The organism is Bifidobacterium sp. LCP19S3_E9, assembly GCF_052121135.1.
Classification (GTDB): Bacteria; Actinomycetota; Actinomycetes; order Actinomycetales; family Bifidobacteriaceae; genus Bifidobacterium; species Bifidobacterium thermacidophilum.
The window spans coordinates 34,979-60,319 of record NZ_JBQKEV010000003.1 but is presented as its reverse complement, the minus strand read 5'-3'; the positions used below and the strand labels follow the sequence as shown (position 1 = coordinate 60,319).

15 protein-coding genes, 1 tRNA gene and 5 pseudogenes are annotated in these 25,341 nt (G+C 56.4%); 7 read left to right on the top strand and 14 right to left on the bottom strand.

Annotated features, from left to right (window positions below; translation table 11 throughout):
* Positions 1-166: 166 nt before the first annotated feature.
* The 6 genes from ACTQYB_RS02195 to ACTQYB_RS02170 all read right to left on the bottom strand — a co-directional run bounded on the left by ACTQYB_RS02195 (position 167) and on the right by ACTQYB_RS02170 (position 7,004).
* Entirely contained in the window at positions 167-445 is a 279-nt protein-coding gene (locus ACTQYB_RS02195; RefSeq protein ID WP_441481741.1) for a hypothetical protein, read from the bottom strand.
* Positions 446-1,282: 837 nt separating this feature from the next.
* A complete protein-coding gene (locus ACTQYB_RS02190; protein ID WP_441481808.1) occupies positions 1,283-2,818 on the bottom strand; it encodes a ClC family H(+)/Cl(-) exchange transporter in 1,536 nt (511 codons plus the stop codon).
* A 59-nt stretch (positions 2,819-2,877) separates the two neighbouring features.
* Positions 2,878-3,300 (bottom strand): fluoride efflux transporter FluC, encoded by a 423-nt coding sequence (locus tag ACTQYB_RS02185; protein WP_441481740.1) that lies wholly within the window; start codon positions 3,298-3,300, stop codon positions 2,878-2,880.
* On the bottom strand, positions 3,297-3,809 hold the full coding sequence (locus ACTQYB_RS02180; protein WP_441481739.1) for a fluoride efflux transporter FluC: 513 nt from the start codon (positions 3,807-3,809) through the stop codon (positions 3,297-3,299). The genes ACTQYB_RS02185 and ACTQYB_RS02180 overlap by 4 nt, the downstream gene beginning before the upstream one ends.
* Positions 3,810-3,992: 183 nt before the next feature.
* Positions 3,993-5,294, bottom strand: coding sequence for an adenylosuccinate synthase (locus ACTQYB_RS02175; protein ID WP_033506480.1), 1,302 nt, complete (start codon positions 5,292-5,294; stop codon positions 3,993-3,995).
* A gap of 465 nt (positions 5,295-5,759) precedes the next feature.
* A complete protein-coding gene (locus ACTQYB_RS02170) occupies positions 5,760-7,004 on the bottom strand; it encodes a polysaccharide deacetylase family protein (protein ID WP_412170878.1) in 1,245 nt (414 codons plus the stop codon).
* Positions 7,005-7,134: 130 nt separating this feature from the next.
* Here ACTQYB_RS02170 and fbaA point away from each other — a divergent pair, with 130 nt between their 5' ends.
* Together fbaA and ACTQYB_RS02160 are read left to right on the top strand one after the other, a co-directional pair.
* Positions 7,135-8,211 carry a class II fructose-bisphosphate aldolase gene (gene fbaA, locus ACTQYB_RS02165; protein ID WP_015449627.1) on the top strand — a complete coding sequence of 359 codons (1,077 nt, stop codon included), beginning with the start codon at positions 7,135-7,137 and terminating at the stop codon, positions 8,209-8,211.
* Between the two features lie 510 nt (positions 8,212-8,721).
* Complete coding sequence (locus ACTQYB_RS02160; protein WP_441481738.1) at positions 8,722-9,495, top strand: SDR family NAD(P)-dependent oxidoreductase; 774 nt, start codon at positions 8,722-8,724, stop codon at positions 9,493-9,495.
* Between the two features lie 578 nt (positions 9,496-10,073).
* Here ACTQYB_RS02160 and ACTQYB_RS02155 read toward each other — a convergent pair.
* Positions 10,074-10,144: transfer RNA gene (locus ACTQYB_RS02155), tRNA-Gly, on the bottom strand.
* A 153-nt stretch (positions 10,145-10,297) separates the two neighbouring features.
* Here ACTQYB_RS02155 and ACTQYB_RS02150 point away from each other — a divergent pair.
* Entirely contained in the window at positions 10,298-10,456 is a 159-nt protein-coding gene (locus tag ACTQYB_RS02150) for a hypothetical protein (RefSeq protein WP_441481820.1), read from the top strand.
* Positions 10,457-10,485: 29 nt separating this feature from the next.
* On the opposite strand, the pseudogene istA reads toward ACTQYB_RS02150, so the two are convergent.
* Positions 10,486-11,511: pseudogene (istA, locus tag ACTQYB_RS02145) on the bottom strand (IS21 family transposase); the annotation flags it as partial.
* A gap of 211 nt (positions 11,512-11,722) precedes the next feature.
* On the opposite strand from istA, the pseudogene ACTQYB_RS02140 reads away from it, so the two are divergent.
* Together ACTQYB_RS02140 and ACTQYB_RS02135 are read left to right on the top strand one after the other, a co-directional pair.
* A pseudogene (locus ACTQYB_RS02140) lies at positions 11,723-11,812 on the top strand (IS3 family transposase); the annotation flags it as partial.
* Positions 11,813-12,032: 220 nt separating this feature from the next.
* A complete protein-coding gene (locus tag ACTQYB_RS02135; protein WP_441481737.1) occupies positions 12,033-12,443 on the top strand; it encodes an IS3 family transposase in 411 nt (136 codons plus the stop codon).
* A 65-nt stretch (positions 12,444-12,508) separates the two neighbouring features.
* Here the strand turns inward: ACTQYB_RS02135 and ACTQYB_RS02130 are convergent, their stop codons facing one another.
* Both ACTQYB_RS02130 and ACTQYB_RS02125 read right to left on the bottom strand, forming a co-directional pair.
* Entirely contained in the window at positions 12,509-16,510 is a 4,002-nt protein-coding gene (locus tag ACTQYB_RS02130; protein ID WP_441495902.1) for a YobI family P-loop NTPase, read from the bottom strand.
* Positions 16,511-16,558: 48 nt separating this feature from the next.
* A pseudogene (locus ACTQYB_RS02125) lies at positions 16,559-17,688 on the bottom strand (IS3 family transposase); the annotation flags it as partial.
* 56 nt (positions 17,689-17,744) lie between these two features.
* On the opposite strand from ACTQYB_RS02125, the pseudogene ACTQYB_RS02120 reads away from it, so the two are divergent.
* Together ACTQYB_RS02120 and ACTQYB_RS02115 are read left to right on the top strand one after the other, a co-directional pair.
* Positions 17,745-18,188, top strand: a pseudogene (locus ACTQYB_RS02120) (ATP-binding protein); the annotation flags it as partial.
* A 116-nt stretch (positions 18,189-18,304) separates the two neighbouring features.
* Positions 18,305-18,715, top strand: a complete 411-nt coding sequence (locus ACTQYB_RS02115) for a hypothetical protein (RefSeq protein WP_441481736.1) — start codon at positions 18,305-18,307, stop codon at positions 18,713-18,715.
* Between the two features lie 40 nt (positions 18,716-18,755).
* Here the strand turns inward: ACTQYB_RS02115 and ACTQYB_RS02110 are convergent, their stop codons facing one another.
* The 4 genes and pseudogenes from ACTQYB_RS02110 to ACTQYB_RS02095 all read right to left on the bottom strand — a co-directional run bounded on the left by ACTQYB_RS02110 (position 18,756) and on the right by ACTQYB_RS02095 (position 25,333).
* Positions 18,756-19,760 (bottom strand): Abi family protein, encoded by a 1,005-nt coding sequence (locus tag ACTQYB_RS02110; RefSeq protein ID WP_441481735.1) that lies wholly within the window; start codon positions 19,758-19,760, stop codon positions 18,756-18,758.
* A gap of 397 nt (positions 19,761-20,157) precedes the next feature.
* Positions 20,158-22,059 carry a DUF262 domain-containing protein gene (locus tag ACTQYB_RS02105; protein WP_337489749.1) on the bottom strand — a complete coding sequence of 634 codons (1,902 nt, stop codon included), beginning with the start codon at positions 22,057-22,059 and terminating at the stop codon, positions 20,158-20,160.
* A 326-nt stretch (positions 22,060-22,385) separates the two neighbouring features.
* Positions 22,386-23,621: pseudogene (locus ACTQYB_RS02100) on the bottom strand (ISL3 family transposase).
* Positions 23,622-23,797: 176 nt separating this feature from the next.
* Positions 23,798-25,333 (bottom strand): lipopolysaccharide biosynthesis protein, encoded by a 1,536-nt coding sequence (locus tag ACTQYB_RS02095; protein ID WP_441481734.1) that lies wholly within the window; start codon positions 25,331-25,333, stop codon positions 23,798-23,800.
* Between the last annotated feature and the right edge of the window lie 8 nt (positions 25,334-25,341).

Below are 25,341 nucleotides of genomic sequence, written 5' to 3'. Positions count from 1 at the left end.
CAATAACGTTTCGCCGGGGTAACTTCGCAGTCATTCGTGTTAACACGGCGGGCACACGGATGACTGGGCGAGCGGGCGAGCGGCCCGCACCGAATCGGAGAGCACCGACCGAAAACGGATCCAGTCCGCGCCCGTGCCGGACCACAAACCCGCAGAATCCCAACAATCAGCCGGCAACACGGGAACCGGACACCAGACCGCCGAGCCCGCAACCGCCCGAACCCATGGACTGAATCGGAGAACGGAAACCGAAAACCAATCCGGTCCGCGCCTGTGCCGGACCGCACCCGGCCACCAGCCACAGCATCACCACAAAACCGCAGAATCCCAACAATCCGCCATCACCACAGGAACCGGACACCAGACCACCAAGCACGGTATCGCCCGAGCCCATGGACCGAATCGGGAATCGCACGACGAAATCGGAACCAGTCCACACCGGCACCGACCATGACACACCACGCCGACCGCAATCACACCACAAACCCGCGGAATACCAACAATCCGAGCGCACTACAATCATCAACCATCACCAAACCAACCACCCAGAACACCCGAATCACGGACCAAATCGGAGAACATAGGACAAAATCAGAACCAGTCCACACCCATGCCGGACCATGTCCGGCCGCCAACCACGGCATCATCGCAGAAGCGCGGAATCACAGGGATCTGATTACGCCATCACAATCGACCGCCGGCGTGCCAGGCACCCAGAACACCCGAACCACGGACCGAACCGGAGAACACCGACCGAAAACGGATCCAGTCCGCGCGTGCGCTGACCACGGCATCACCCCGGCGACCCGACCAACACCGCAAACCCGCGGAATACCAATGATCTGCCGGCGCCGCGGGAACCGGACACCAGATCACCGGGCACGGTACCGCCCGAATCCATGGACCGAATCGGGAATCGCACGACGAAATCGGAACCAGTCCACACCGGCACCGACCATGACACACCACGCCGACCGCAATCACACCACAAAACCGCAGAATACCAACAATCCGAACACACCTCCGTCATCAACCATCGCCAAACGAACCACCCAGAACACCCGAACCAAGGACCAAACCGGAAAACGGAAACCGAAAACCGAAAACCGAAAACCGATCCAGTCCACACGCGCACCGACCATGACACACGCCCAGGCCACACCGCAAACCCGCAAAATCTCAACAATCAGCCGGCAGCACGAGCACCGAACAACGACGACTGACGACGGGTGGCACTGTCCCGTCAGCGTCAAACAGCCCACGCAGGCAACCGCGGCATCAATCAGCGCGGCGAGGCGGCGGATTCGGTCTCTTCCGCGTCACATAGCCGTCGCAGCGCTGCGCGGACGGTCTGTTCCTCCTGACCGCTGAACAGTACGATCAGGTAATCGCCACCCCGCAGCATGGTGTCGCCACGCGGAACGATTTCGTGTTCACCCCGCCGAAGTCCAATAATCAGGCATCCGGACGGCCATGCAACGTCGCGCACGCGATGCCCGTCGGCGGGCGCGCCCATTTCCAGCGGGAAGTCCATGATGCCGGAACCCAGATTGCCGGGCAGTTTCGCCGCCTGACCTTGCGCGCGCATGTAGCGTTCCAGCAGCACGCCGTAAATCGGTTTCGTACGCAGCAAGTCAGAGACGAGCAGCGCGATGAACGCGGCTGCGGCGACCGGCAGCATGTGGGTCAGGGTGCCGGACATTTCGACAGTCAGCAGGATGGACGTGATCGGGGTTTTGACCGATGCCGCCAGCGTGCCGGTCATGACGCATACCGCGAATACGGGGATCGCCTGGGCGGAAAGCCCCCACAGGTCATGCCCGAGCGTGCCGAACGCGCCGCCCGCCAGCGCTCCGACCGCAAGAATCGGCATGAAGATGCCGCCGGGTACGCCGGAACCGAAACTCGTGCTGGTGAACAGGATTTTCACGACCAGCAGGATGCACAGCATGAGCAGGCCGGGATGCCCGCGTTCGGCGGTTTGTACGAGGTTCGAGCCGCCTCCGAGCACGTCGGGCAACCATAGTCCGACCGGCAGGGCGATCGCCATGGCTATCATCGGGCGAAGCCAGTCGGGCAGTTTGCCGTACAAGGTTTGCAATCCCAACAAGGAGCGGTTCATCAACGAACCGACCAGCCCGGCGATGATGCCGAGCGGAATCAACCACATGTAATCGCCGAGCGGCAACTGCCGAATATCCCCGAAATCAAGGACCGGGGTCAAGCCGAAACAGTATTTCGAAACAAAATCCGCGGTCAGGGAGGCGGCGGTCGCGCCCATGAGGATGGCCGGGGAGAAGCTGCGGTGGATGCCTTCCAGCGCGAACATCATGCCGGACAGCGGGGCGCTGAACGCCGCGGACAGGCCGGCGGCCGCACCCGCGGTCACCAGATAGTGCTCCTGCACGTCTTCGCGTTTTTCGCCGCGCATGCGGTGTGACAGGAATTGTGCGCCGGACGCGCCGATCTGGATGGAGGGGCCTTCGCGCCCGAGTGACAGGCCGAACAGGGCGGCGAGCAGACCGCCGAGAAAACGCACTGGCAGAATGGTCTGCCATTTCATGGTCAGGCCGCTCAACACCACGCCGTCGGTTTGTGGGATGCCGCTGCCGGATGCCATCGGCTCTTTGCGTACCATCCACGCGATGAGCAGGCTGATGAGGATTGCGGCAAGCGCCCAAGGGGCGATCAGCCAAGGTGTAATGCGGATTTGCCCGTACATCCAGCGGGCGAAACGGGTGCTCAGTTCGATGCCCTGCCGGTAGATGGCCACAAGCACGCCGGACAGCAGGCCGATGAGCACTCCGGCACCCGCCATGCGCCATTTGAGACGGGCGAAGGATGTGAGCAGACGGTCTGCGGTGGCGTGCACGTCGTTCACAGTGCTGCCGCCAGCCACCAGCCGAGCGCCACGCATAGCAGCGGAACGACGTATTCGAGGACGATGTTGGCTGCCGCGACGGCGTGCTTGCCGTTGCGCAGCAGGGTGATGCTTTCGTTGATGGCGGTCGAGAACGTGGAGAACCCGCCGAGGAAGCCGGTGGCGAGCACTAGACGCCACGGGCTGGCCGGGTCGCCGTGGTAGACGAAGGCCGCCGCGACGATGCCGGCGAGCAGTGAGGCCGCGATATTCACGACGAGCGTGGACAGCGGGAACGCGTGGATGGCTGCGGTGCGTTCGTCCGCGTTGTCGGGGATGCGGGACCACGGCTGTTTGACCGCGGTGTCAAGCACGAACCGGGTGACGGCCCCCAGGCCGCCCATCAGGCACAGGAGTGCACCGATCAGGAATGATGTCATTGCCGGGCCTCCTGTTCTGCGGAGTTGGCGGAATCACCGGAATCACCAGACCGGGCAGTTTGGCCGGCCGCCGCGGTACGCTCCGCGCGATGCCCGGTCGCAAGCCGATCAGCGCACCGGACGCCCGCGAACGCGACCAGCAGGCCGAATACCACACTGGCCAGCAGGTACAGCAATGCCTGCCACACTTGCCCGCCGAGTATGCCGGTGAACCCTTCCAACGCGAGTGTGGACATGGTTGACAACCCGCCGCACACACCCATGCCGGCGCCACGATTGACCAACTCTCGGTCGCGCGGACGAATCCAATCGGCCTGTGCCAGATATGCGCTCAATCCTGCGTATACGAAGCATGCCAGCAGGTTCGCGGCGAGCGTGCCGAAGTGGAATCCTGCCGCCTGTTGGGGTATCGCCAACCCCAGCAGATAGCGCACGCAGGTGCCGATCGCACCGCCGACGAACACCACCAGATACAGTTGTGGGTCGGCAAGCGGGGAACGTTTTGCCATGACTGTTTTCTTCCTTCTTCTGGCGCTCTCTTGCAGCTTACGGTTGCGGCCTCCGGATGCTCTCCAGATGGTCAACGTGCCTCTTATGCCGGACCGGAGCCGCGACGCTTCTGCGTCCCGCCTCCGGTCCGGTCAGCATGCCGTGAAACGGAACTTGTCGAAATCCGTCGAAACTCGTCGGAACTAGTCGATCAGCGAGCGCACCGAGATGATATGGTCGCGCTGCGGACCAGTGCCGATTGCGGAAATCCGGCATCCGGACAGGTCTTCGAGGCGCTTGACATAATCCTGGCAGGTCTTGGGCAGATCAGCGAAATCATGCACTTGAGAAATATCCTCGTTCCAGCCGGGCATGGTCTCGTAAATCGGCTTCGCCGCAGTGAAGGCTGCCTGGTCGACAGGCATGTCGTCATACCGGGTGTGCGTGCCGTCCGGGTTTTCCACGTCGTAGGCAACGCAGATCGGGATTTCCTTGAGACCGGTGAGCACGTCAAGCTTGGTGAGCACGATATCGGTCAGGCCGTTGACGCGCACCGCATAGCGGTTGACGACAGCATCGAACCACCCGCAGCGACGCGGACGGCCGGTGGTGACACCATACTCGTGGCCTTGTTCGCGCAGCCAATCGCCCTGCTCGTCGAACAGTTCCGTCGGGAACGGGCCTTCGCCCACGCGCGTGATATACGCCTTGGACACGCCGATAACGCGGTTGATCTTGGTCGGCCCGACACCCGTACCGGTGCAGGCGCCGCCGGCGGTCGGGTTCGAGGAGGTGACGAACGGGTAGGTGCCGTGGTCCACGTCCAGCATGGTGGCCTGACCGCCTTCGAACAGGACGGTCTTGCCCGCGTCGAGCGCGTTGTTGAGCACGAGGGACGTGTTCGCCACGTACGGCTTGAGGCGTTCGCCGAGCTTGAGCAGCTCGTCGGTGGTGCGGTCCACGTCGACCGGACGGCGGTTGTACAGCTTGATGAGCATCTGGTTCTTCTGGTGCAGGCTCGCCTCGACCTTGTCGTGCAGGTGCTGTTCATTGAACAGGTCGTGCACGCGGATGCCGACGCGGTTGATCTTGTCGGCGTACGCCGGGCCGATGCCGCGACCGGTGGTGCCGATCTTGTGTTTGCCCAGGAAACGTTCGGTCACCTTGTCGATGGTGCGATGGTAGGGGGCGATCACGTGTGCGGACTCGCTGACCAGCAGGCGCGAGCAGTCCACGCCGCGGGCTTCCAGCCCGTCAATCTCCTGGAACAGGACTTCAGGATCGACTACCACGCCGTTGCCGATGACGGGGGTCACGTTCGGGCTGATGATGCCGCTGGGCAGCAGGTGCAGCGCGTAGGATTCGTCGCCGACGACCACGGTATGGCCCGCGTTGTTGCCGCCGTTGAAGCGGGCGACATAGTCGACATGCGAGCCGATAAGATCGGTCGCCTTGCCTTTGCCTTCATCGCCCCACTGAGCGCCGATAAGAATGATTCCGGGCATGATGCACCTCCGCAAAACGCATGATTCCGCCGCCCACAGATTACCGTATCCCCTCTACCGGGTGACGCGGGGGCTGGGTGGAGCGGGATGCCGGCCGGCACACATCCCCCACCTTCTGCCGACACTGAGAGTACCGTCACCGTCGGCAGAAGCGGAGCTATAACCCACAACCGACGCCCACATGGTCCTCAGCGTCGGCAGAGGGTTGGGATACACAGACTGGTTACGCTGGGAACCATCTCGACGCATCCGGAGTTTGTGCGGATGCTTTTCTATCAGGCCAATGAATCAATAGAACCGCCGCTCAATTGGCCACACAGTGTGTGACCAATTGGCGGGCGCCGTCACTCGCAACAAAATCCACAGACGCCTGCACGCCCCTCCTTTTACCTTCTACCGCCACTCAATTCGTCACGCACTGCGTGACCAATTCGGCGGGCAGCGTCCACGGGCACTCGCCGCAGCCTACTTCTTCGCGTCGCCGCCATCATCGGCCAGCGGGGCGGCGCTGATACCGGCAAGCTTCAACAGCCCGCTGATGGTCACGAATTCGTAGCCTTGCGCTTTCAAATCGTCAATGATGCCGGGCAGGGCCTGAATGTCCTGGTCGCGGTTGCCGCCGCCGTCGTGCATGAGCACCACAGCACCGTTGTACGCGTGGTTGAGCACCGCGTCATGAATCGCTTGAGCGCCGGGGCGACGCCAATCCTCCGTATCGATGCTCCACAGCACGTTGTAGTCGACCAGATCGTACACGTCCTTCCACTGGTCCACCGTGAACGAGCCGTACGGCGAGCGCATCATGCGCGTGCTCACGCCGGATGCTTTCTTCATGTTGGCGAATCCGGCGGTGATTTCCGCCCGCAACGCGTCCCGCTTCATCTTCGGCATATACGGGTGCGTGTTGCTGTGGCTCGCGACCTCATGGCCTTCGGCGACCATCCGCTTCTCCAAAGCCGGGTACAGTACCGAATACTGGCCCACGTCGAAGAACGTCGCCTTCACGCCCTTTTGCTTGAGAATGTCGAGAATCGGGGCGGTGTACTGATCGCTCGGACCATCATCAAACGTCAACGCGATCACCTTATGGCCTTGCGGACGCGGCGATACGCCGACAATCTGGGCATCAACCGGTTGCGCAACGATCCGCTTCGTGATGCGTTTCTTGGAGATATCGCCGGCCCAAATCTCGCGCTTACCGTCTTTTCCGCGCGTTTTCACCATCTGGATGACGCTGCCCTTGATATTAACCGATACAGTATAGGGAATCGGCGCATAGTCGATCGCGTGTCCCTCGACCACATCTCCTCCCGACTTCACGGAAATATCAGCGTTGCCGGAAAACCGGGTATTGCCCCAATCCGCAGGGTCAATCACGCTGCCGTCAACCCTCAATTCCGCCGGATGTCCGCCATACTTCTTGATGACGCTACCGTCCACCGCCAGCAGCCGACCGGGATGAGCACCGAAATCGTCATGGTCTTTCAACAGTTGTTTCGCCGTGGTCCCCGCGGAAATCTCCACCTGCTGCCCATTGACGAATACGATGATATGACGCAATCTGGCCTCCCAAGCCCACGCGCCCGTACATACCGCAACCAGCACAATAACAATCAGCACGGCAATCAGCTTGCCGACCCACGAGTGACGCTTGCGTTCGCTCGCGCCGGTGGCACTGTCGCCGAACGAGAGTTCTTCTACTTCCTTCATGGCCCTTCCATCCTGACGATCCTGATACGGTATTGTCACACACACCCGCCCCTTTGTGTAGCACTTCATGCAAAAACAACACACCGGATTCGAAACGCGAATCCGGCACCCCCTGAGCGATAATGGAATCATGACTATCGCAACCCCTGAACGGTATGCCGAGATGCTCGATGCGGCGCGTCGCGGCGGCTATGCTTACCCCGCTATCAACGTGACCAGCACGCAGACGTTGAACGCCGCGCTGCAAGGTCTGGCCGACGCCGAGTCTGACGGCATCATCCAAGTGTCCGTAGGCGGGTCCGCCTACTTCTCCGGGCAGCGGGTCAACGACCGGGTCACTGGGTCGCTCGCATTCGCCGCGTTCGCGCACGAGGTCGCCGCGAAATACCCGAACACGGTCGCCCTGCACACCGACCATTGCGCCAAACAGTATCTGGACGAGTGGGTGCGGCCGCTACTCGCCGTCGAAGCGGATCAGGTAGCGCACGGCAAAGATCCGTCATTCCAGTCGCATATGTGGGACGGTTCGACGGTCCCGCTCGCCGAAAACCTTGATATTGCCGAGGAACTGCTCGCCAAGTCGGTCGCCGCGCATACAGTGCTCGAAATCGAAATCGGCGCGGTCGGCGGCGAGGAAGACGGACAGCGTGCTGAAATCAACGAGAAGCTCTATTCGACGCCCGCAGACGGCGTGACCGTCGCGCAACGGCTCGGATTGGGCGAAAACGGGCGCTACATGGCCGCGTTCACTTTCGGCAACGTGCATGGCGCGTACAAGCCGGGCGTGGTCAAGCTGCGGCCGGAACTGCTGGGCGATATTCAGAACGAGGTCGCCGCAGCCGTGGCGGACGGTCGGATCGCCGGGCATGCCGCAGGGCGTGGATTCGCGGGAGAAGTGCCTGAAAACAAGCCGTTCCCGCTGGTGTTCCACGGCGGCTCCGGGTCCAGCGCCGAAGAAATCGCCGAAGCAGTGAGCCACGGCGTTGTCAAGATGAACATCGATACCGACACGCAGTACGCGTTCACGAGGGCGATTGCCGGACACATGTTCGCGCATTATGACGGCGTGCTCAAGATCGACGGCGAAGTAGGCGACAAGAAGTTCTACGATCCGCGCTCGTGGGGACGTGAAGCCGAGGACTCGATGGCGCGGCGCGTGGTCGAAGCGTGCGAGCGACTCGGGTCGGCAGGACGGCGACTCAAGTAGGCGGTTGGGTTCCGGCTACGTGGCTTCCCGCGCCGGCGCATCCCGGCCCAGCGCGGTGTCCCGTCCCAGTCAAGATGCGTGTTGTTGCGGCTACGGGGCGTCCCGGTTACGTGGCGTCCCGTTCCGACTGTACGGCGTCCCGACGCGTCCCGACGCGTCCCGGCTACGCGGTGTCCTATTAACCTTCTGCCGACGCTGAGATGTCTGTCAGTGTCGGCAGAAACAAAACCCGACCCGCCACCGACGCTCACCGCGCCACTTTGTGAGGATCGACTCACAAAACGGGTAGCACGAACACCGAAACCGGCAAATCCGAACGCTCCACACCCCACTTTGCGAGGATTCACTCACACAACGGCACCTCGGACACCAATATCAGTCATTTTCTGTCCGCCACACACCGTTGTGCGAGGATTCGCTCACAAACCAGGTCTCAGAGCGGCCACCATCAACCCACCACCGACACTCACACCCCACCCAGCGTCGGCAGAAACAGAACAAGGAGCTGCAATGAAAGCAATCGTCACCGGAGCATCAAGCGGATTGGGCCGCGACATGGCGCTGTATCTCGCCGAACTTGGGTATGATCTTGCGCTCGTGGCACGCAATCAGGCGCGTCTAGACAATGTAGCGCAAGAAGCGCAGCGGATCGCAAGCGCGCACGGCAAAACCATCACGGTCGAAACCGTCGCGCTTGATCTGGCGCAGCGTAGCGCGTGCGAGCAACTGTTCGCGCGCTACCGTGACGAACGCACCGACCTGCTCGTCAATAACGCCGGATTCGGCCTGTTCGGCGACTTCACCGACACCCCGCTGGACCGCGAGCTCGAGATGATCAACCTCAACGTGGTCTCCTACCACGTGCTCACCAAACTATTCGTCCGCAAGTTCAGACGTGACGGGCGTTGCCGGCTGCTCAACGTATGCAGCGCCGCCGGATTCCTGGTCGGACCGCGTCTCGCCACCTACTACGCGACCAAGAATTACACGCTCAAACTCACGCTGGCCGTAGCGCAGGAGCTTCGGCGCGACCGCGTTCCCGTCACCGTGAGCGCGCTGTGCCCTGGACCGGTCGACACGCATTTCAACGCGACCGCGGGCGGGGAATTCCTCACGCCGGGCGCATCCAGCCGCGCGGTTGCGCGATACGCGATCGACAAGACGCTGGCCGGCAAGCTCATCATCGTGCCGACCTGGCAGGTGAAAGCCGGACTGTTCGCCGCGCGATTCCTGCCGTGGAGCGCACAACTGCGGCTCATGGACCGGTACGATCGCGGGCGGTAGAGCGCCCGAATCAGCGAATCAGGCCACCCAAAGCGTGTCTTTGTGAGGATTGGCTCACACAATGGCACCCCAAAGACCCAGATCAGCCTGTTTCCCACTCGCCACCGGCCGTTGTGTGAGGATTGACGCACAAAATGGACGGCACGGCACCTGAAATCAGCAAGCCTGACGATCTCAGGTGCCTCCGTGTGAGGATTCACTCACACACTGACACCCGGACCGCCCCCTCAAAAACCCACAGTTTCCGCCCCTCCACAGGCCACCGTGTGAGGATTCACTCACACAACCGTAACGCGCAACGGACGCCGGTAATGTGAGATGAGCGCGCTTCCCGGATAAGCCACTCAAGGTGAGAACCGTTTGTCACCCAACCGCTCACTCGCCGTATCACGAATTCGCTGCGCTCACAGGCTTTCCAGCGTAACCAGTTGGGGAATCAGACAAGCTAGCTGCGTCCAGCAAGCCGCCAGCATAACCAGTTTGGAAAGGCGGCGGTCGCCCGGGAGTCACGCAGTCCTGAGCAGGAGCCTGGCGCGATACGAAAAATCGCGGCACCAAGCCGGTACCGCGATCGCGAGAGCGGATGACGGGAGTCGAACCCGCCTCTGAAGCTTGGGAAGCTTCCATTCTACCGATGAACTACATCCGCAGATGCACGGCAAAGCCGCACATACAAGTAAGCACTTTACCACAGCGAGCCGATTTGCGCATCCTGCCCGCGCGGGACCACTACCCGGGACGCTGACGCCGCTACCGAACCCCTAGGACTATCGTCGCAAGAGCACAACATCTGGAGGGACACATGGACAAAGGCTTGCTCATCGCGCAAATCGCACTCGGTATATTGCTGATCGTCTTCGGCGTCAGGGGTCACGACGTTCCGATTATCATCATCACGGCGGCCGGTATGATTCTTGACGTCATCAGCTGGTGGTGGCAGTCGCGCACGAAACGGCAGTAGCATGGTGCGGCTCGTCCGGCCGTTCGTCCGACTGGGTGTCTCCGCGTTCGCCCGGTCCGCGGAATAACGATGCCGTCCCTCGAGCGCGGCCACGCCGTACCGGTCGGCCTTCATATGCCGCCACGCGGCCGACGTCGAAACGCTTCCCGGGCAACGGCAGCAGCGCCGCACGGTCCTCGGAGAACAGGCCACGTTCCTCCGTGTCCTTGCGGCAGTGCGGTTTCGTGGCCAGCTCCAGGCACCGGTCCGGCAGCCCGGCGTTACAGTTCTCCAGGCTCCATACGCTCGGCCGGGGCACGAACAGCTTGCGCCGCACCATGCCGACCTTGGACTCCACCGCGCCCTTCTCATGACCGGAATACGGGGTTGCAGAACGAACAATCGAACCCGTAATGCGCCTGGAAGGCCTGGAACAGGTGCGTCAGGCGCGGCTCGCGCTCCCCGTACCCCTTATGGCCCACGCCGGCGGCGTTATCGAACACGATCCGCTCCGGCACACCGCCCAGCCACTCGAACAGGTTGCGCAACGCCAGGCACGTGCACTCAGCGTTCTCGCCCGGCATCAACTGCACCAGACCGACGTTCGAATACGGGAAATCAAGCACGAAATGATGCATCCGCTGCACCACGCCGCGCAACAGCACGTCGACCTCGCCGAAATCGGCCTGCGCCTCGCCCGGATGCCATACCAGGTCCATGAACGCCTCGTCACGCTCCGCCGCGAACCCGCGCCCGGGCCGCGCCACCGCCCGCGTCACCGTGGACAGGGAGACCACCATGCCATGCTCGTCCCCCGACCGCTCCCAGATCCTGGTCGCGGTATGCCGCTGCTTGCGCCAGTTCGCGCGATCCTCCGCGAGCCACTGCTGCGACCGCGGGCAGATACGGGTCCGACCGCCGACGCGCGCGGCTTCCCCGACGACGGCACGGCCGACAGATTCTCCTTCGCGAGGTACTTACGCACCGTCGGCTCCGCCGGCATGTGTTTTCCGCGCGATCGACGCGACGGATTCCCCGTTCCGCCGCAAACGACGGATAGACTGTACTTGGGGCATGCCGGTCATAATCCTTTCCGGTCCTTTCTGGCGGAGATACAAGCACCATCCAGTTAAGGCCATTCCGTGATCGGCATGCTCTGCCTAAACCCGAAAAATCATCGTGACTAAACCCGCAACAACTAATTGAACACAAACACGGGATCGATCCGCCGGCGACGCCGAGGCCCCGCGCCGCAGGGTCGAGGAGCCGGAACTGGGGAACGCGGTGATGCGGGAGGTGGCGGAGGCGTTCGCCTCTTCCAAGGGAAGGTACGGATACCGCAGGGTCAGGGCCGTGCTCCGAACCCGCGTCTCGGAGAAGGCGCTCCGCAGGATCATGGCCGAGGATGGTCTGACGGCGCATGTTCCCAAACGACGCGGGTACGGCTCATGCGAAGGCGAGACCACGCCGGCTCCCGGCGACCTCGCCGACCGCGATTTCACGGCTGGGATGCCGAACGAGAAATGGCCCGCGGACATCACCGAGATCAAGGCCAGGGATGGGAAGGTGTACCTCTCCCCGCCGGTCGACTGTTACGATGGCAAGATCGTCACATACACGGCCGGTTCCGGTCCCAACGCCGGGCTCGCCGACAGGATGCTCGTCAAGAGCCGCGGAGACGCTGCCGGAGGGGGCGCATCCCCTGGTGCATTCCGACCGCGGATGCCACTGCCGGTGGCCCAGCTGGCTGGCGCTCATGGACCGCTACGGCCTGGCACGGTCGACGGGCGCGAAGGGCTGTTCCCCGGACAACGCCGCCGCGGAGGGGTTCCTCGGGCGCATGAAGACGGAATCCGTCTATCCCGAGCGTTGGGAGGAGCGTACCCGTAACGAGGTGCTCGTCCTGATCGACGACTGCATCCGCTGGTACGACCACGGGCGCATCAAACGGTCGCTCGGTTGGATGGGTCCGGTGCAATACCGTCAAAGCCAGGGAATGGCTGCGTGACCATCTCCAAGAAAACGTCCACAGCCCCTCCATAACAAAACAACGCATGCAAAGACGAACGAGGCTCAATTATTAATTGCTGATTGGTTTTGCAGTAAATCAATCTTTTCATTAAGTTCTTCTACAGAAGAAAAGGCCACGGTATATTTGGTAAATCCATCTTTTTCCTGAGGATTTCTCCATATGTCTTCTGAGGTAATACCACTTCGTTTAGCGTATTGATTCAGTTTTGCAATCAACGAGACAAAGTTTTCATCATCAGTATTCAAGGTACGATTTTTATCATTGAATAACTGTCTATAGGGCACATCGAGATGCTGGATGATCTCTCGAGCCACGCCAATATTGGCATCGTCAATACCTTGTTCGTCAAACGCTCGATTAATCATTCTTACGCATAGATTCGATTCGAGTCCGAGTTCCCACAATTCCTTTACTCCATGCAGTCGTTCATCCTTGGTGGCCAGCTCGTCGAACAATTCGGTTCTATCCTTGTCTACAGTTTTGCCGGAATGACTCATCCACGCCTTTGCCGCTTCCAAAAGATAATCGAAATCCGCATCTTGAATATAAACAGACATATCCTCGACTATCTTCTGCAGCACAGGTTCAAGACGAGTATCTTCATCGGCGATGATCCTACATGCCTCATTCGGTCCAAGAAGATTCGGCGATAAGTAAGTAATAAATTTTGCAGATCGCAGCATCCACGTTCGACGTGCTTCCCAACAAATATCAGGAATCATTCCAAAAGCGGTTTCAGTGTCGCCAATAATCGATTTATCATCCAACAATCGCGCATAGGCATCGGGCTCACGTTTAAGATCGAATACTTTGGAATCACCCACTTTAATATCAGAAACCTGCTCATCCGAAAGTGGTGATTCGAGCTGCAACGAACGAACCAGCGATTCCTTTTTCTTCGCATTGTAAACATCAAGAGGCAGGTTCAACAGTTTGACCGCAAGATTTCCCCTGTCAAATTCTGGTTCTTCCTTAGTTGATTCAAAGGAAGAATGCAGCTTTAGCCACTCACCGCACGCATCCGACTCCTCGGTATCCCCAACAGACTCCAACACGGTCTGCAGATTCATCGGAGTAAACCAAATCGCATCATTCCGCAGTAACTCATTGACATAAGAAACGCTGATTCGTTTCCGTGTTTCATCGTCAATTCCCGAAGAAAGTCTGTTCTTTAATTCGTCCGACTCAAAATGAAGAATTCGAGCAGTATGTGAATGCTTCTTGATTATTCCGCTAACAACTTGCTCAAGCTCCACCCATTTATCTTCTGATTCGCGAGTGTCAAATATCGAGCGGACGGAGTCGCCCAACACTGCAACAATATCTGAATCGACATCCGAGGCAACAGTCCCATCAACGAAGTCGAGCGCATATTCAGATTCCTTCAGGAAGTCAAGATACTTGTCGACATTCTTAATGACGTATCGGTAGACGGGGGTGGAAATGCTTCTGATCTGGTTCAGAGCGAGCATTTCATGCTTTGCAAACGTGCCTTGCAAATCGTTAATCGCACAAAGAAGATTGCTTCTGGTGAAATCATACCCATCATGTTCAACGAGGAGTCTGCGCAATGGTTCACTCAAACAAGACAGATCTGGAGCGGAGTAGTGAGAGTCAAGCAGCACCTTGCCGAGTCGCTTTGCTTCTCCTTCGCTCAGGGAACCATCTTTGAGTACGGCGATAGATTCCCAATGCTGTTGAATGAAATTATTGAAAGTATTGGAAGTATTGGAAGTATCGGAAACTTCGTATTGAACTCCCTTCTTTAGATGACGCAGTACAACGTCTAGGAAGTTACACAAAGTTATAGTGTCAATCAACGGAGCAACATCGTTCGTCAAAAATGTCAGTATCTCCGAGCATGAGTTCGATGTAAGCATTTCAAGGACTTCAGCTGTTTTGTTTTTCTCATCGCTGAGAAATGCAAGCAAGAAAACCTTTGTCATACCATCCAAGTTGGATAGATACGAAATAACCATGTGTAGTGTCTTTTTATCGTCATCTCTTTTTGATTTCAGAAGGTAGTTGAGAATACTGATATTCAGCATCCACGCCTGCCCGAAGAGAGAACTATCCCGATGTCGCACACGTTTCAGCACATTCTGCACATCCGCATCGTTGAGAGGAAAAGAGAAATCAGATTTATTTTCGTCAATATTGTGTATTACAAAATTTAGAGCATTCCTCGACATGCCTTCATCTGAATAAATCGTGGAATACAGCTTGTAATCTTGAGCGATCCAACCACCAGCAATCAAACTTGATAGCAACGTACCCTGTTCATGCAGATCGTCTTGGATAAATTGAGACAATGTCTGGCGGCTCGAATCGCCGGACATGTCGGGACCCTCGAAATCTATCTCGTAGGCTTTATCATTCAGAAGATATTTCCAATCACCTGTTCTCAGATTTTCAATGCGGTTTTCAATTTTACAGAACCTCTGTTTGAGAGCATCCCCTGCCTGCAGACTGATGTCATCATCAAAATCTATAGACTCATAAGCCATTTCAAACTCTTCTTGCTCGTCTTTGCGCCGTTGGGATAGCCTATAAATGTTATCTGTGGAAATGCTCCGTGCAGTCGAATATATTTTATCGATCTTGCTGTTGCCTTCTCGCATCTTTTCCGCATCTGCAAGATAACAGTTTTTGTAAATCAAAAATGCGAGAAGATGCGCGGCGGATAGTCCAAGAGCATTCTCCTCATCTTTCTTCTCATCCAGGTTAACATGCAGTCTTCTGCTGTACATGATGAAATCGTTGCGGATCGTTATCCAAGTACGCTGGTCTGGAACAAAACCGGCGACGTCTTCAAGTAGATCTCCGACTTTGTCTATTCGAGTGATTTCATCGCCTAGAGCGTTTCGTGCCGTTTGATAGGAATTATTTGAACTGACAAACGGAACTACTGAAATAATAAGATCGAAGAATTTCGCACGAGAGAAAGCTCCTATTCGCCTTTCTTCGCTTAACGTTTCTTCCGAGGCCTTGATACATTGATCATCAAACACAGCGTCACTTATTGCATAAATAAAACGGATGGTTCTTCCATCTCGACGAGATCTTTCCCTAGTAATAACTGGATCGTCATTCAGAATCTGATTTAATTCACGTAATGAATCGAAGATTTCAGGGCTTTTAAATCGGTCGAGATCTTCGAAAATCACGGTTTCGATCTTTGATTTTTCGAATAGGTATACAATTTCATCAAGATACTGGTCAAAGTATGAGTCAACTCCCTGATCCAATTTCAACGAGGCACCGCTCACGTTAACTTGTCCGATTTTCAAATTGCTTTTTAGAAGATAAGAACAAATCATCCATGATGCTGCGAAAAGAAGCACTAGCAAGACTACATAGCCTAGCAAAAACTTCTCTGATGGACTTATCGCCCATTTATCGATAAACGGCAAGGAAGACAACAGCGATTGCCCGAATTTACCTAAATCATCACCGAAAAACGTCCCCAACAACATCGTCAGGAATACACTCGTCAGCAAGGAAAACCCTATCTTCTCCCATTTGCTCTTCTCATGAATCCGATGAAATCTAGAGAGCGGGACATCTTTCGGATCGACACCGTACAACAGTTGCTTCACAATCTCCCGCTGAATCCAATTCGTCTGAGCGTCTGTCGAAAAACCATCTGTATGGACCTCAGAGCCAAGCCCATCTTCATTATTATCAAATCGCCATTCAGCATTACCGCAACAGGATGCCAGCGGAGCAAGCGAAATGTTCTTTGTGCTACACGGTTTTACCCCTTCAAAGTCTTCGACCACTTTCTCGAGGATGCTGCTCTTTCCCGAACCATACGTTCCAGATATCGCTATATTTCTTAGCTTGCCCTTCTTATCACTTCCTATGGCACTTTTGAGAGCATCGACATATTCACTATGATGTTCCGCCTGATATTCCGGATACAGCGGTTTCAGTTCAAGAGCGTCCTGCTGTTCTGAGACATTCTTCACTTCTTGAGAATCCGTCATATCAGTGACACCTTTAACTTCGCACTCATCCATGACTGATCCCTCTTTCTCCAAACCAGCCTCATTGCTCCGCTCAACATTCCGCGACAAATCATACACCCTGGATTGGCAACGGTGTGTTGGACGGTTTCTTAGAGGACGAGTCCCTGTTCGGCGAATTCCTTCGGGCTCCGGTATCCGAGGGTGGAGTGGAGCCGCTGGTTGTCGGACCACCACACGCAGCAGTCGGGGCCGCGCCTCGGCTGCCCGGCCGTGGTGTAGTGGTTCCGGTACACGAGCTCCTTCCTCAGCAGCCTATCCGTCGACTCGACCACGGCGTTGCCGTAGGAGCTGCCCCTGCGCGGCAGCGATCCTTTGATGTCGAACACGTCGGCGGCTCGTCGATCCTCGTGTTGTCGAACTCGCTGCCCCGGTCGGTGTGGAACACCTGGACGTCCGTCAGCGGGAAGTCGAGGGCGGCGAACGCGGCCAGCATCAGGCCTGCGTCCCGGGGCCGTCCGGCGGAATGGCCGGCGGAATGGCCGGCGATTCCCCTGTCCGCCAGGCCGGCCAGCAGGCACACGTACGCCCAGTCTCCGCCGACGCGGACATAGGTAAGATCGCCCGCCGGACGCGTGTGCGGGGCGTAGCCGTCGAACTCGCGGTCCAGCAGGTTCGCGGGCCTGGCCTCGTCGGCCCGCGTGTTGCGCGGTTTGAACCGTCTGCGCGCGTACGCGCCCACATGCCCTGTTCGCACATGATGCCGCCGATGCGTCTCCTGGACGCGGTGACGCCCCTCCTTTCCAGGGCGGCTTTGATTTTCCTGGCGCCGTAGCGTTCGCAGCTGTCTCGCCGGACCGCGCGCACGTCGCTGGCGATCGGATCCACATGCTCCGTCCCGGGATGCCCGGTCATCCAGTAACAGGTGGAGCGGGGAACGCCCAGTATCCTGCATTGCGCTGATATCGGGTATCGGGCGGCGTTGGCCCGTATCATGCCTGCCTTCGTGCGAATACCGGCGCCGCTTGTTCTGAAACGTCCGCCTCCATCTCCAACCGCCGGTCGGGCGTGCGGTTGCCCATGACCCGGGTGGAGCCGCTGTTGCGGATGCCTTGGACCCAGCGCCGCGGGGTCGATCGCGCGATGTCGTGCCCGGCCCCGATCTCCCGGGAGGGCTTGCCGCTCTCGCACGACTGCACGGTCTGCCGTTTGAACGCCCCGTCGTGGTGGCGGGGCTGTTTCGGGTCGGCCATCGTCGGCCTCCAATCCCATGTCATTCGTCCCTCATCGGACTGTCTAATACATTGTAGCCAATCCACTCGTGCTCTACGGCGACGTGAGATGCGGCAAGACGCACATGGCGATCGCCACGGACATGCTGGTGTGCGAGAGGGGCATGCCGGTGAGGTTCTTCACCGCGTCGTCGCTGGTGATGCGTTTGCGGCGGGCGAGGGACGAGAACCGGCTCGACGCGGAACTGCGCGCGATAGGCCGCGCCAGGCTGCTGGTCATCGACGAGCTGGGCTACCTGCCGATCGACATCGACGGGGCCAAGCTCCTGTTCCAGGTCGTCGCGGATTCCTACGAGAAGCGGAGCGTGGTGTCCGCCACGAACCTGGAGTTCGGACGGTGGGGCGAGGTGTTCGGCGACGGCGACATGGCCGCCGCGGTCATCGACCGTATCGTGCACCACGGAAGGATCGTCAGGTTCCGTGGCGAGTCGTACCGCAACAGCCACTCCCTGATGAGATAAACGAAAAGAGGGGAACCAGCCGGACCGCCGGTGACGGTGTCCATTTTGAACGCCGACGGTGTTCAGATTAACTGGTGACGACACGCAGATTTATTTGACGAAAGACACTCTCGCCGGTGATCGACTGCCACGACGGCAAGATAGTCGCCTACACAGACGGATACGGCCCCGACACGCGGCCCGCCGACACCATGCTGGAGAAGGCGGCCGCCACGTTGTCCGAGGACGCGCGTCCTCTGGTGCGTTCCGACCGCGGCCGTCACCATGGGTGGCCGGGATGGCCGGAACTCATGGAGCGGTTCGGGCTGGCGGGATTGACGGGCGCGAAGGGCTGTTCGCCGGACAACGCGGCCGCGGAGGGTTTCTTCGGCGGGATAAGGGCCGGGTCCGTCTACCCCGAGCGGTGGGAGGAGCGCACCCGTGGGAAGGTGCTCGCGTTGATCGACGAGTGCATCCACTGGTTCAACTACGATCGCGTCAAGCAATCGCGCGGTCGCCGACCTCCGGAGGACGCTTGCAAATCATGATCAAGGGGAGCATGGAACCACGGACGGTGCGCGCCTGTCGTCATGACCACAATGCGAGTGATCGCCAATCCTCGGGGAATCCCATTTCCGTTGCAGGAATTTCCGGATAGCGGTCCATGAGGCTGATGAATTTGTTCTTCCATGCGGAGCCATCGATTTGTTGCAGCAGGTAGTTTTCCATGGTGAGGAAAGCGGCGGGGCCGGTAGAGTCCGTTCTGAAAGCGTCCCAATCGTTACCCCACCATTCATTGGCGTGTAAACCGCTCCGATGCTTAGGCAGCTTCGGAACGATACGGGTACTGGTCTCGTTCCAGAAACGATCATGATGTGCAACCATGTTGCGGACTTGCCTAATCGTTTCCAGCCAATTTGAGAGAATCTTGATGTCTCCATGTACTGCGGGATTGGTATTTGGGTTAAAAATATGAAGCTTCGCTGCTAGCTTTCTTTTAACAGAATCAGGGGATCCCTGATAAAAACACCCTTTCAACGTTCCGTAGCTTAGGCAGCCTACTATCATCCAATACGGCGGCAATGGGTCTTTATATGTTCTTTTGAAATGTTTAAGGTATGGCAGATTGGATTTCGTGAACGATGCTCTTAACGAGTTAATGCATGCCAGATAGTCATCAAAGCTGAGCTCAGGCAATCCTTCAGGTTTGGTATATCCAAATTCGCCGCCAAACGAGGAAAGCTCGTGTGCGAGAAAGCTTTTGAGATATATTTCAAAGGTGATTATGCCGTCGAACACGAGAGTTCTCAGTTCCTGATCGAACGTGTATCTGCACCAGATTTGCTGGAACTGTGTCCCCTCTCTGAACGGGAGGACATGTTTGTGGTCGCATGAGGAGGATGGGCCAAGGAATGGATACCAGTATCCTTTTAGACGAAAATAGCCAACCTGTTCGAGGTGGCGTTCAAGGGTCCCGGCATCTACTCCGCCCAGGCCGTTCTTAATTAGAGTGACTGCCAGATCCGAAAAATCTTTTTGTGGGTGCTGCGGGTAGGAAAGAACTTGAGCGTTGCCGTCATGCGAATTTGCCATGGAGCCCCCTCGAGCAAGAAAAATGCCACCCTAGTGTGCTTCAGTGAGAGGCATTGGTGGCTTTTAACAGATGGATATTTTACCAAAGGTAGAATTTTTTGTCCAATAAAAAGACGCTCCATACTGCTAGTGGTTAATCTAAGGCGAAAACGCTAAATATGGTGAGTGCATACAGGATTCATCTCATTCCACTCTGTCGAAGTGTAATCATGATTTCGATTCGATTGGGCCGAATCGGCAGATGATTGACTTGTTCTTCTACTCTCGGTTTGTTTCTCGTCTCCTCCATATAATCGACAGTGAGAGATGGTAGTCAAAGGAGAGTTCCACAGGGTTCCGAGTTCGTAAAGGGCATCGGCTTGGGCAAGGGCGTGCGTATCAATCTCGGTAAGGATTGTTAATCTTTGAGACATGAAGGATTCTCACGATATACAAAATTGTAAAAACGCCACATTATATCCACAGAACGTTGAGCAATAATCTCATCGCGCTCAGCTTTCTTCGCCTTCGCCAAACGTTGAGGCAATTTGTCAACAAGGATTTGTTTGGATTCTCTATTACGTGATTCTTTGTAGCGAATAGCTTTACTGGCCGGGTCGTCGTTCCCGCTTTCACTGTTAATCTGCTTTTCCAACCAAATTAAATTACCAAGCTGATGTGTCCCAGATGAAGACTCATTAGAGTCTTCATCTGGAATGATATGTTCAATATTCCAACTGTAATTGGCTGGAATATCCCACTTCTTCACGCTGTCAACAAACAAGATACGTAGGATTGCCCTCACACGAATCTTGGCCTTGGAATTGTAATCAGGACTTACAGTCTTGTTAGTGTATAAAAAGTCCTTTATTTGCTCTTTCAATGCATTTGCAACATCCTTTTTAGACCATTCCGGAAGAATCTTAGCTAAATCTTCTTTCATCTCTTTGACGCAATTTGCAACATCCTGCATATTTTTCCCTGATGCCTGGCTGACATGGAAAATGGATTTTGCCCATTTCTTATACAATTTTGTCAGCTTGTTTGACGGCGTATTGGACATTGAACATATGATACTGAACGCAAGAAGAAAATCCAACGTTTCTACTAGAAACCTAGCTTTTATCTTATTTTGCTCATATGCCCACACCAATGTCGACACTAATGCCATTGCTTGCGTAAATCTCAGCTCTTTCATTGCGATGAGATCACTTTTCACATATTCACGATAATCTTTTTGGAAAACAAAATAATTACTCAGCCCATTCATATCGGCATACACCTTAGAATATCGAGTAGCAAGATGCACAAAGTCCTTTAGCTCATCGACACTAGCGTTCCCATATACATTCTCAAATTTCTGATACAAGTCAGATCCTCTACCTGACTGCGTAGCGGTCCAGAATAATTTAAAGAATTCAGCCATAGACAGCCACGGCTCATCATCGAGCCCTTTGCTCTCTTTAGAGAGATTTTCTTTAATTTTTCCCCACTCTTTCTTAGCTTCATCCTGTGGCTGAGAACTTAGTTTATTGAAAATAGCGTTTTTGACAAGATCAACAGAATCCAGATGTTTTCCCTTGGAATTGATTGCTTCGAATATCTCATTGATGGTTTCTTCTGAACTGACCGCAATAATGATAACGGTGGGATACATCACTTGTTCATATACTGCATTCAGATATTCTGCATACGATGCACCATCTACATGGACAATATTTTTAGACAATTCTTCTGGAGCAAGATTCTTATAAAAGAATGCATAAGCTTCAATAAGTTTCTTTTCTGCATCGCAACAAGGATGCTGATTGTGCCATGCGTCCCCCTTCCCGAAAATCAAATCTTCAAAAAGATCACTTCCTGTATTAATTTGCACCGTATTTTTAATATCCGACTCTTTAATATCCTGAGTCTTAAGCTTTTGCTTCAAAATCCTTGATGCTAAAGCATGGAGGGTATCACGATCTTCTTGACTCAGGGAATTACTCCCATCACCTGCGACTTCTTCCGCCACTCTCATCATAGCCCCAAGAAACAGATACATGGTTGTCAATCTCTGTTGTCCATCAATGACGTCAAAACGTTTGTGGGAATCATCCCACTTCCCCAGCAGAAGGATGGTACCAAGAAAGTATGGGGTTATACTAAGATTAGTGTTGTTTGCACCAATACGAGAAACTATATCATCATAAAAAGTCTTGATATTTCTCTTGTCCCATGCATAGTCACGCTGATAACGTGGAATATCAAACCAATTATCATTACGTCCCAATACATTACCGATGTTTTCGACATGTGGAGTAAAATCAGAACTTCCCATAAACTACCTTCTTAGTGGCAAAACTGTATATCCTCGATGATATACCCGGTATATCAGCATTCCGATAAAGTTTCCGTCTAGGCTCCGGTGGTGCACACGAACAAACAACGTAGCCGAATGTCTAAGGCCCCGATAACGGGCCGTCACGGGAAGAGTAAATAACATGTTGCGTGCCCAGTTGACCGCCTGACCGCAGTGTCGGTGCCAGGCACCGCGCACGGGGCATAATCCGCGGAGTCCGCGATCAGCGGGATGAGGATGACAGACATCACCCCGTTGACGATCATCAAATAAGGCCTTTCTCTGTTTGGTGTGGGTGAAGCGGGTCAGGCGGTGACGGTGTTGAGGCCGAGTTTGCCGCAGGTCAGGTAGATCATGGTGCTGAAGCAGTCCATGTTCCTGAAGCCGCGGGAGCGGGTTTTGACGTGCCGGATGATGCCGTTGAGTCCTTCGAGGATCGCGTTGGCGCACCGATGGTCGAAGAGTAGGCGAGGATGTCCTACCAGTGCCGTCGGAACTGTCCGGCGAGGGCCTTCATCGGTTCCAGCCGCGAATGCATCATCCACGAACACAATGCCTTGACACCGGCCTCCGCCTCCGTGCGGTTGACGCTGTCGGCGTAGATGCCCTGCAGGCATTCGCGCATCCCGCACGCCCTGGCAGTCTTCGACCGCCGCTTCGCCAGATTGCGCTTGACCTCCAGCCGCGGGTCCGTGAGGTTGGACTCGTTCCCGGACCACAGGCACTTCGTGCGTTTGAGCAGCGGGCTCTCCCTGGCCTCGGCCTTGCGGACCTTGCCGACGGCCTCGTTGGCGTGTTTGATGACATGGAATCTGTCGATGGTTTTGGCCGCGTTGGGCAAGCGGCCGCGGATGCCCCTGGCGAATCCCGGGCTCATGTCGCACGTCACCAGGCGCACGCGGTTCGGGTCGCCGCTATGCGCCATGAAATCGTCCCCGAACCGTTTCACCGTGGTCGAGTCCTCGCCCGGCATCACGCAGGTCACGTTGCGCTCCGTCAGGTCGGCGACGACGGTGATACACCGGTGGCCCCTGCAGCTGGTCTCGTCGATGCCGATCGCTTCCACGCCCGTGCAGTCCTCGTACAGGCGCGCCTCGTCCACGTAATGCCTTATGAACCGCCACGGTCTCGTGTCGTGCTCGCCGACCTGTACGGCGACGTCCGCGACCGGCTGGCTTTTCGCCAGTTCCACAACCATCGCCTCAAACAGGAGCACGGACGCCGCTGCCCGGACGCGCCCACGGCACCGTCACAGTCCTCACGCCGTGCTCCGGGCACGCCACCCGTGGCACGGAGGCGTGGATGAACGCCTTGTACCGGAAGAAATTCAGGTGACGCCACGTGCGTTCCATCGTGTCATATACCGGGCAAGATGCCTCCCCGCATCCCGCATCGGGACAGTGGAAACGCGAGCCGGGCCCGTATCCAATCGTGATGTGCGGCTCCCGCCCACCCGCGTCGGTATCGCGGAACTCTACGCCCGACACCCTCCATGGGTCAGGCAACTGCAGGGCGGCGGTGAACAGCATCGTGGTATCCATGCCACCAAAACTACCCGACCGTCGTCACCGCCTAACCCGCTTCACCCACACCAAACAGCGAAAGGCCAATTATCCATATAATCCTTAAATCCCTTGCACAACATCAAACGGAAATGGCGGTGCTCGCTGAACTCGTTGTCGATTTCGGCACCGGCCTCTTTCGGCAAATTGCAAAACTAGCCGATATGCAGCTTCCTCCTCAGCATACCCACTAACATGGAACGCTCCTTCTTTCCCAGCAATAGCAGCACATCCAAGAGCATCGTGACCAGCGCATAGAGGCAACACGTCGCAATCAGCGAGACCCAGCCATTGGCGACCAGCGCGAACACGTGCCTGATTCCCCAGCAGACGGCGGCAGCCACCGCCGTGGAGGCGAAGTACCGAATATAGATGGGATAGAACTCGAATTTCCCGATGCCCAAGCACCTAGAGGCATAAATCGGCACAAATGTCACATTCGCCAGTATCTCGAACAGAGGCGGAATCGCAGCTACAAGGAAGACGCCCCACTTCGGAAGAATCCCAATGAAAGCAATCAGCACGACCATGGATATCGCACTGTAGACGAGCCATCCAATAGAATACTTCTTCAAACGGTTGACAATCAACGGCAGATTCTGCAACGTCGTAGCGACACCGGAAATCAGCAAGCCCAGCATGGTAAGGGTAAGTAACTGATACAACAGCTCCGTATCCTGACCATGTTGCCACAAACTCATGAAATCATATCCTGCAACAAGCATCGCCACAAAAATAATATTCGTGAAGAAACCGGATACCTTCATACCCGATTTGAGGTCTTCGATGAGTTCCTTATGCTTGCCCTGCGCATAGTATTTCGTCTGTTCAGGATAAAACAGGCTCGACACAGTCCACATCAGTCCGCTGATCTGGTTCGGAACAGTCTGGGCGATGGAGAGCATGCCCATAAGATACGGGCTGATCATCAGGTTCGCCACCAGCAACTGCAATCCGAACATCATAATCTGCTGGAGTTTCGTGACCACGTTCCACACGCCGGCGGAAAGCATCTCACGAATGCTCAGCCAAGACACCGATTTCTTGTCGAAGAAAATGTCGGGAAGCAATCTGCGCGTATACGAGCGATTCATCAGCGTCGTCACCGCCGTCGCCAAGCATACGGCCAAGCCCACGTAGTAGACCTTTGGCGGCAAAATCCCGAAAAGCGCGACCATGGCCACCACACGTACCAAGGAAAACGCGAGATTCGCGATACTGCTCAGATACAGCTTGTTCTTCACGAATGTGGCGACGGAATACACCGTAGCGATGGTCGAAAGCATGAAATTCAGGAATATGAAGACGAACAGAGCCTTCACGTCTCCCACAAGATGTGGAGAGATGTTCACCAGCTTGTCGAGGAACGTCACTACCGGAACCGCGACGACCACCAGTACGGCGACCATGACGCCGTTTGCCGCAAGTGTGGACGAATAATACCCGTTCGCCTTGGAATCATCGCCTTCATGGTATGCAACCGTGATGAAGCGCCCGGCCACCGAATTCAATGCGATGGTAAGCAGCTGCGCATAGCTCACGAACGTGTTCGCCAATCCGATGAACCCATAGGCTTCAGCGCCGATGTTACGCACGATATACGGCGTAAGCACCAGACCGATTCCAACGGAAACCGTGAAATTCACCAAGCTTGCGACCATGTTCACAAGCAGTTGCTTCTTATCTCCCATAATTCAGC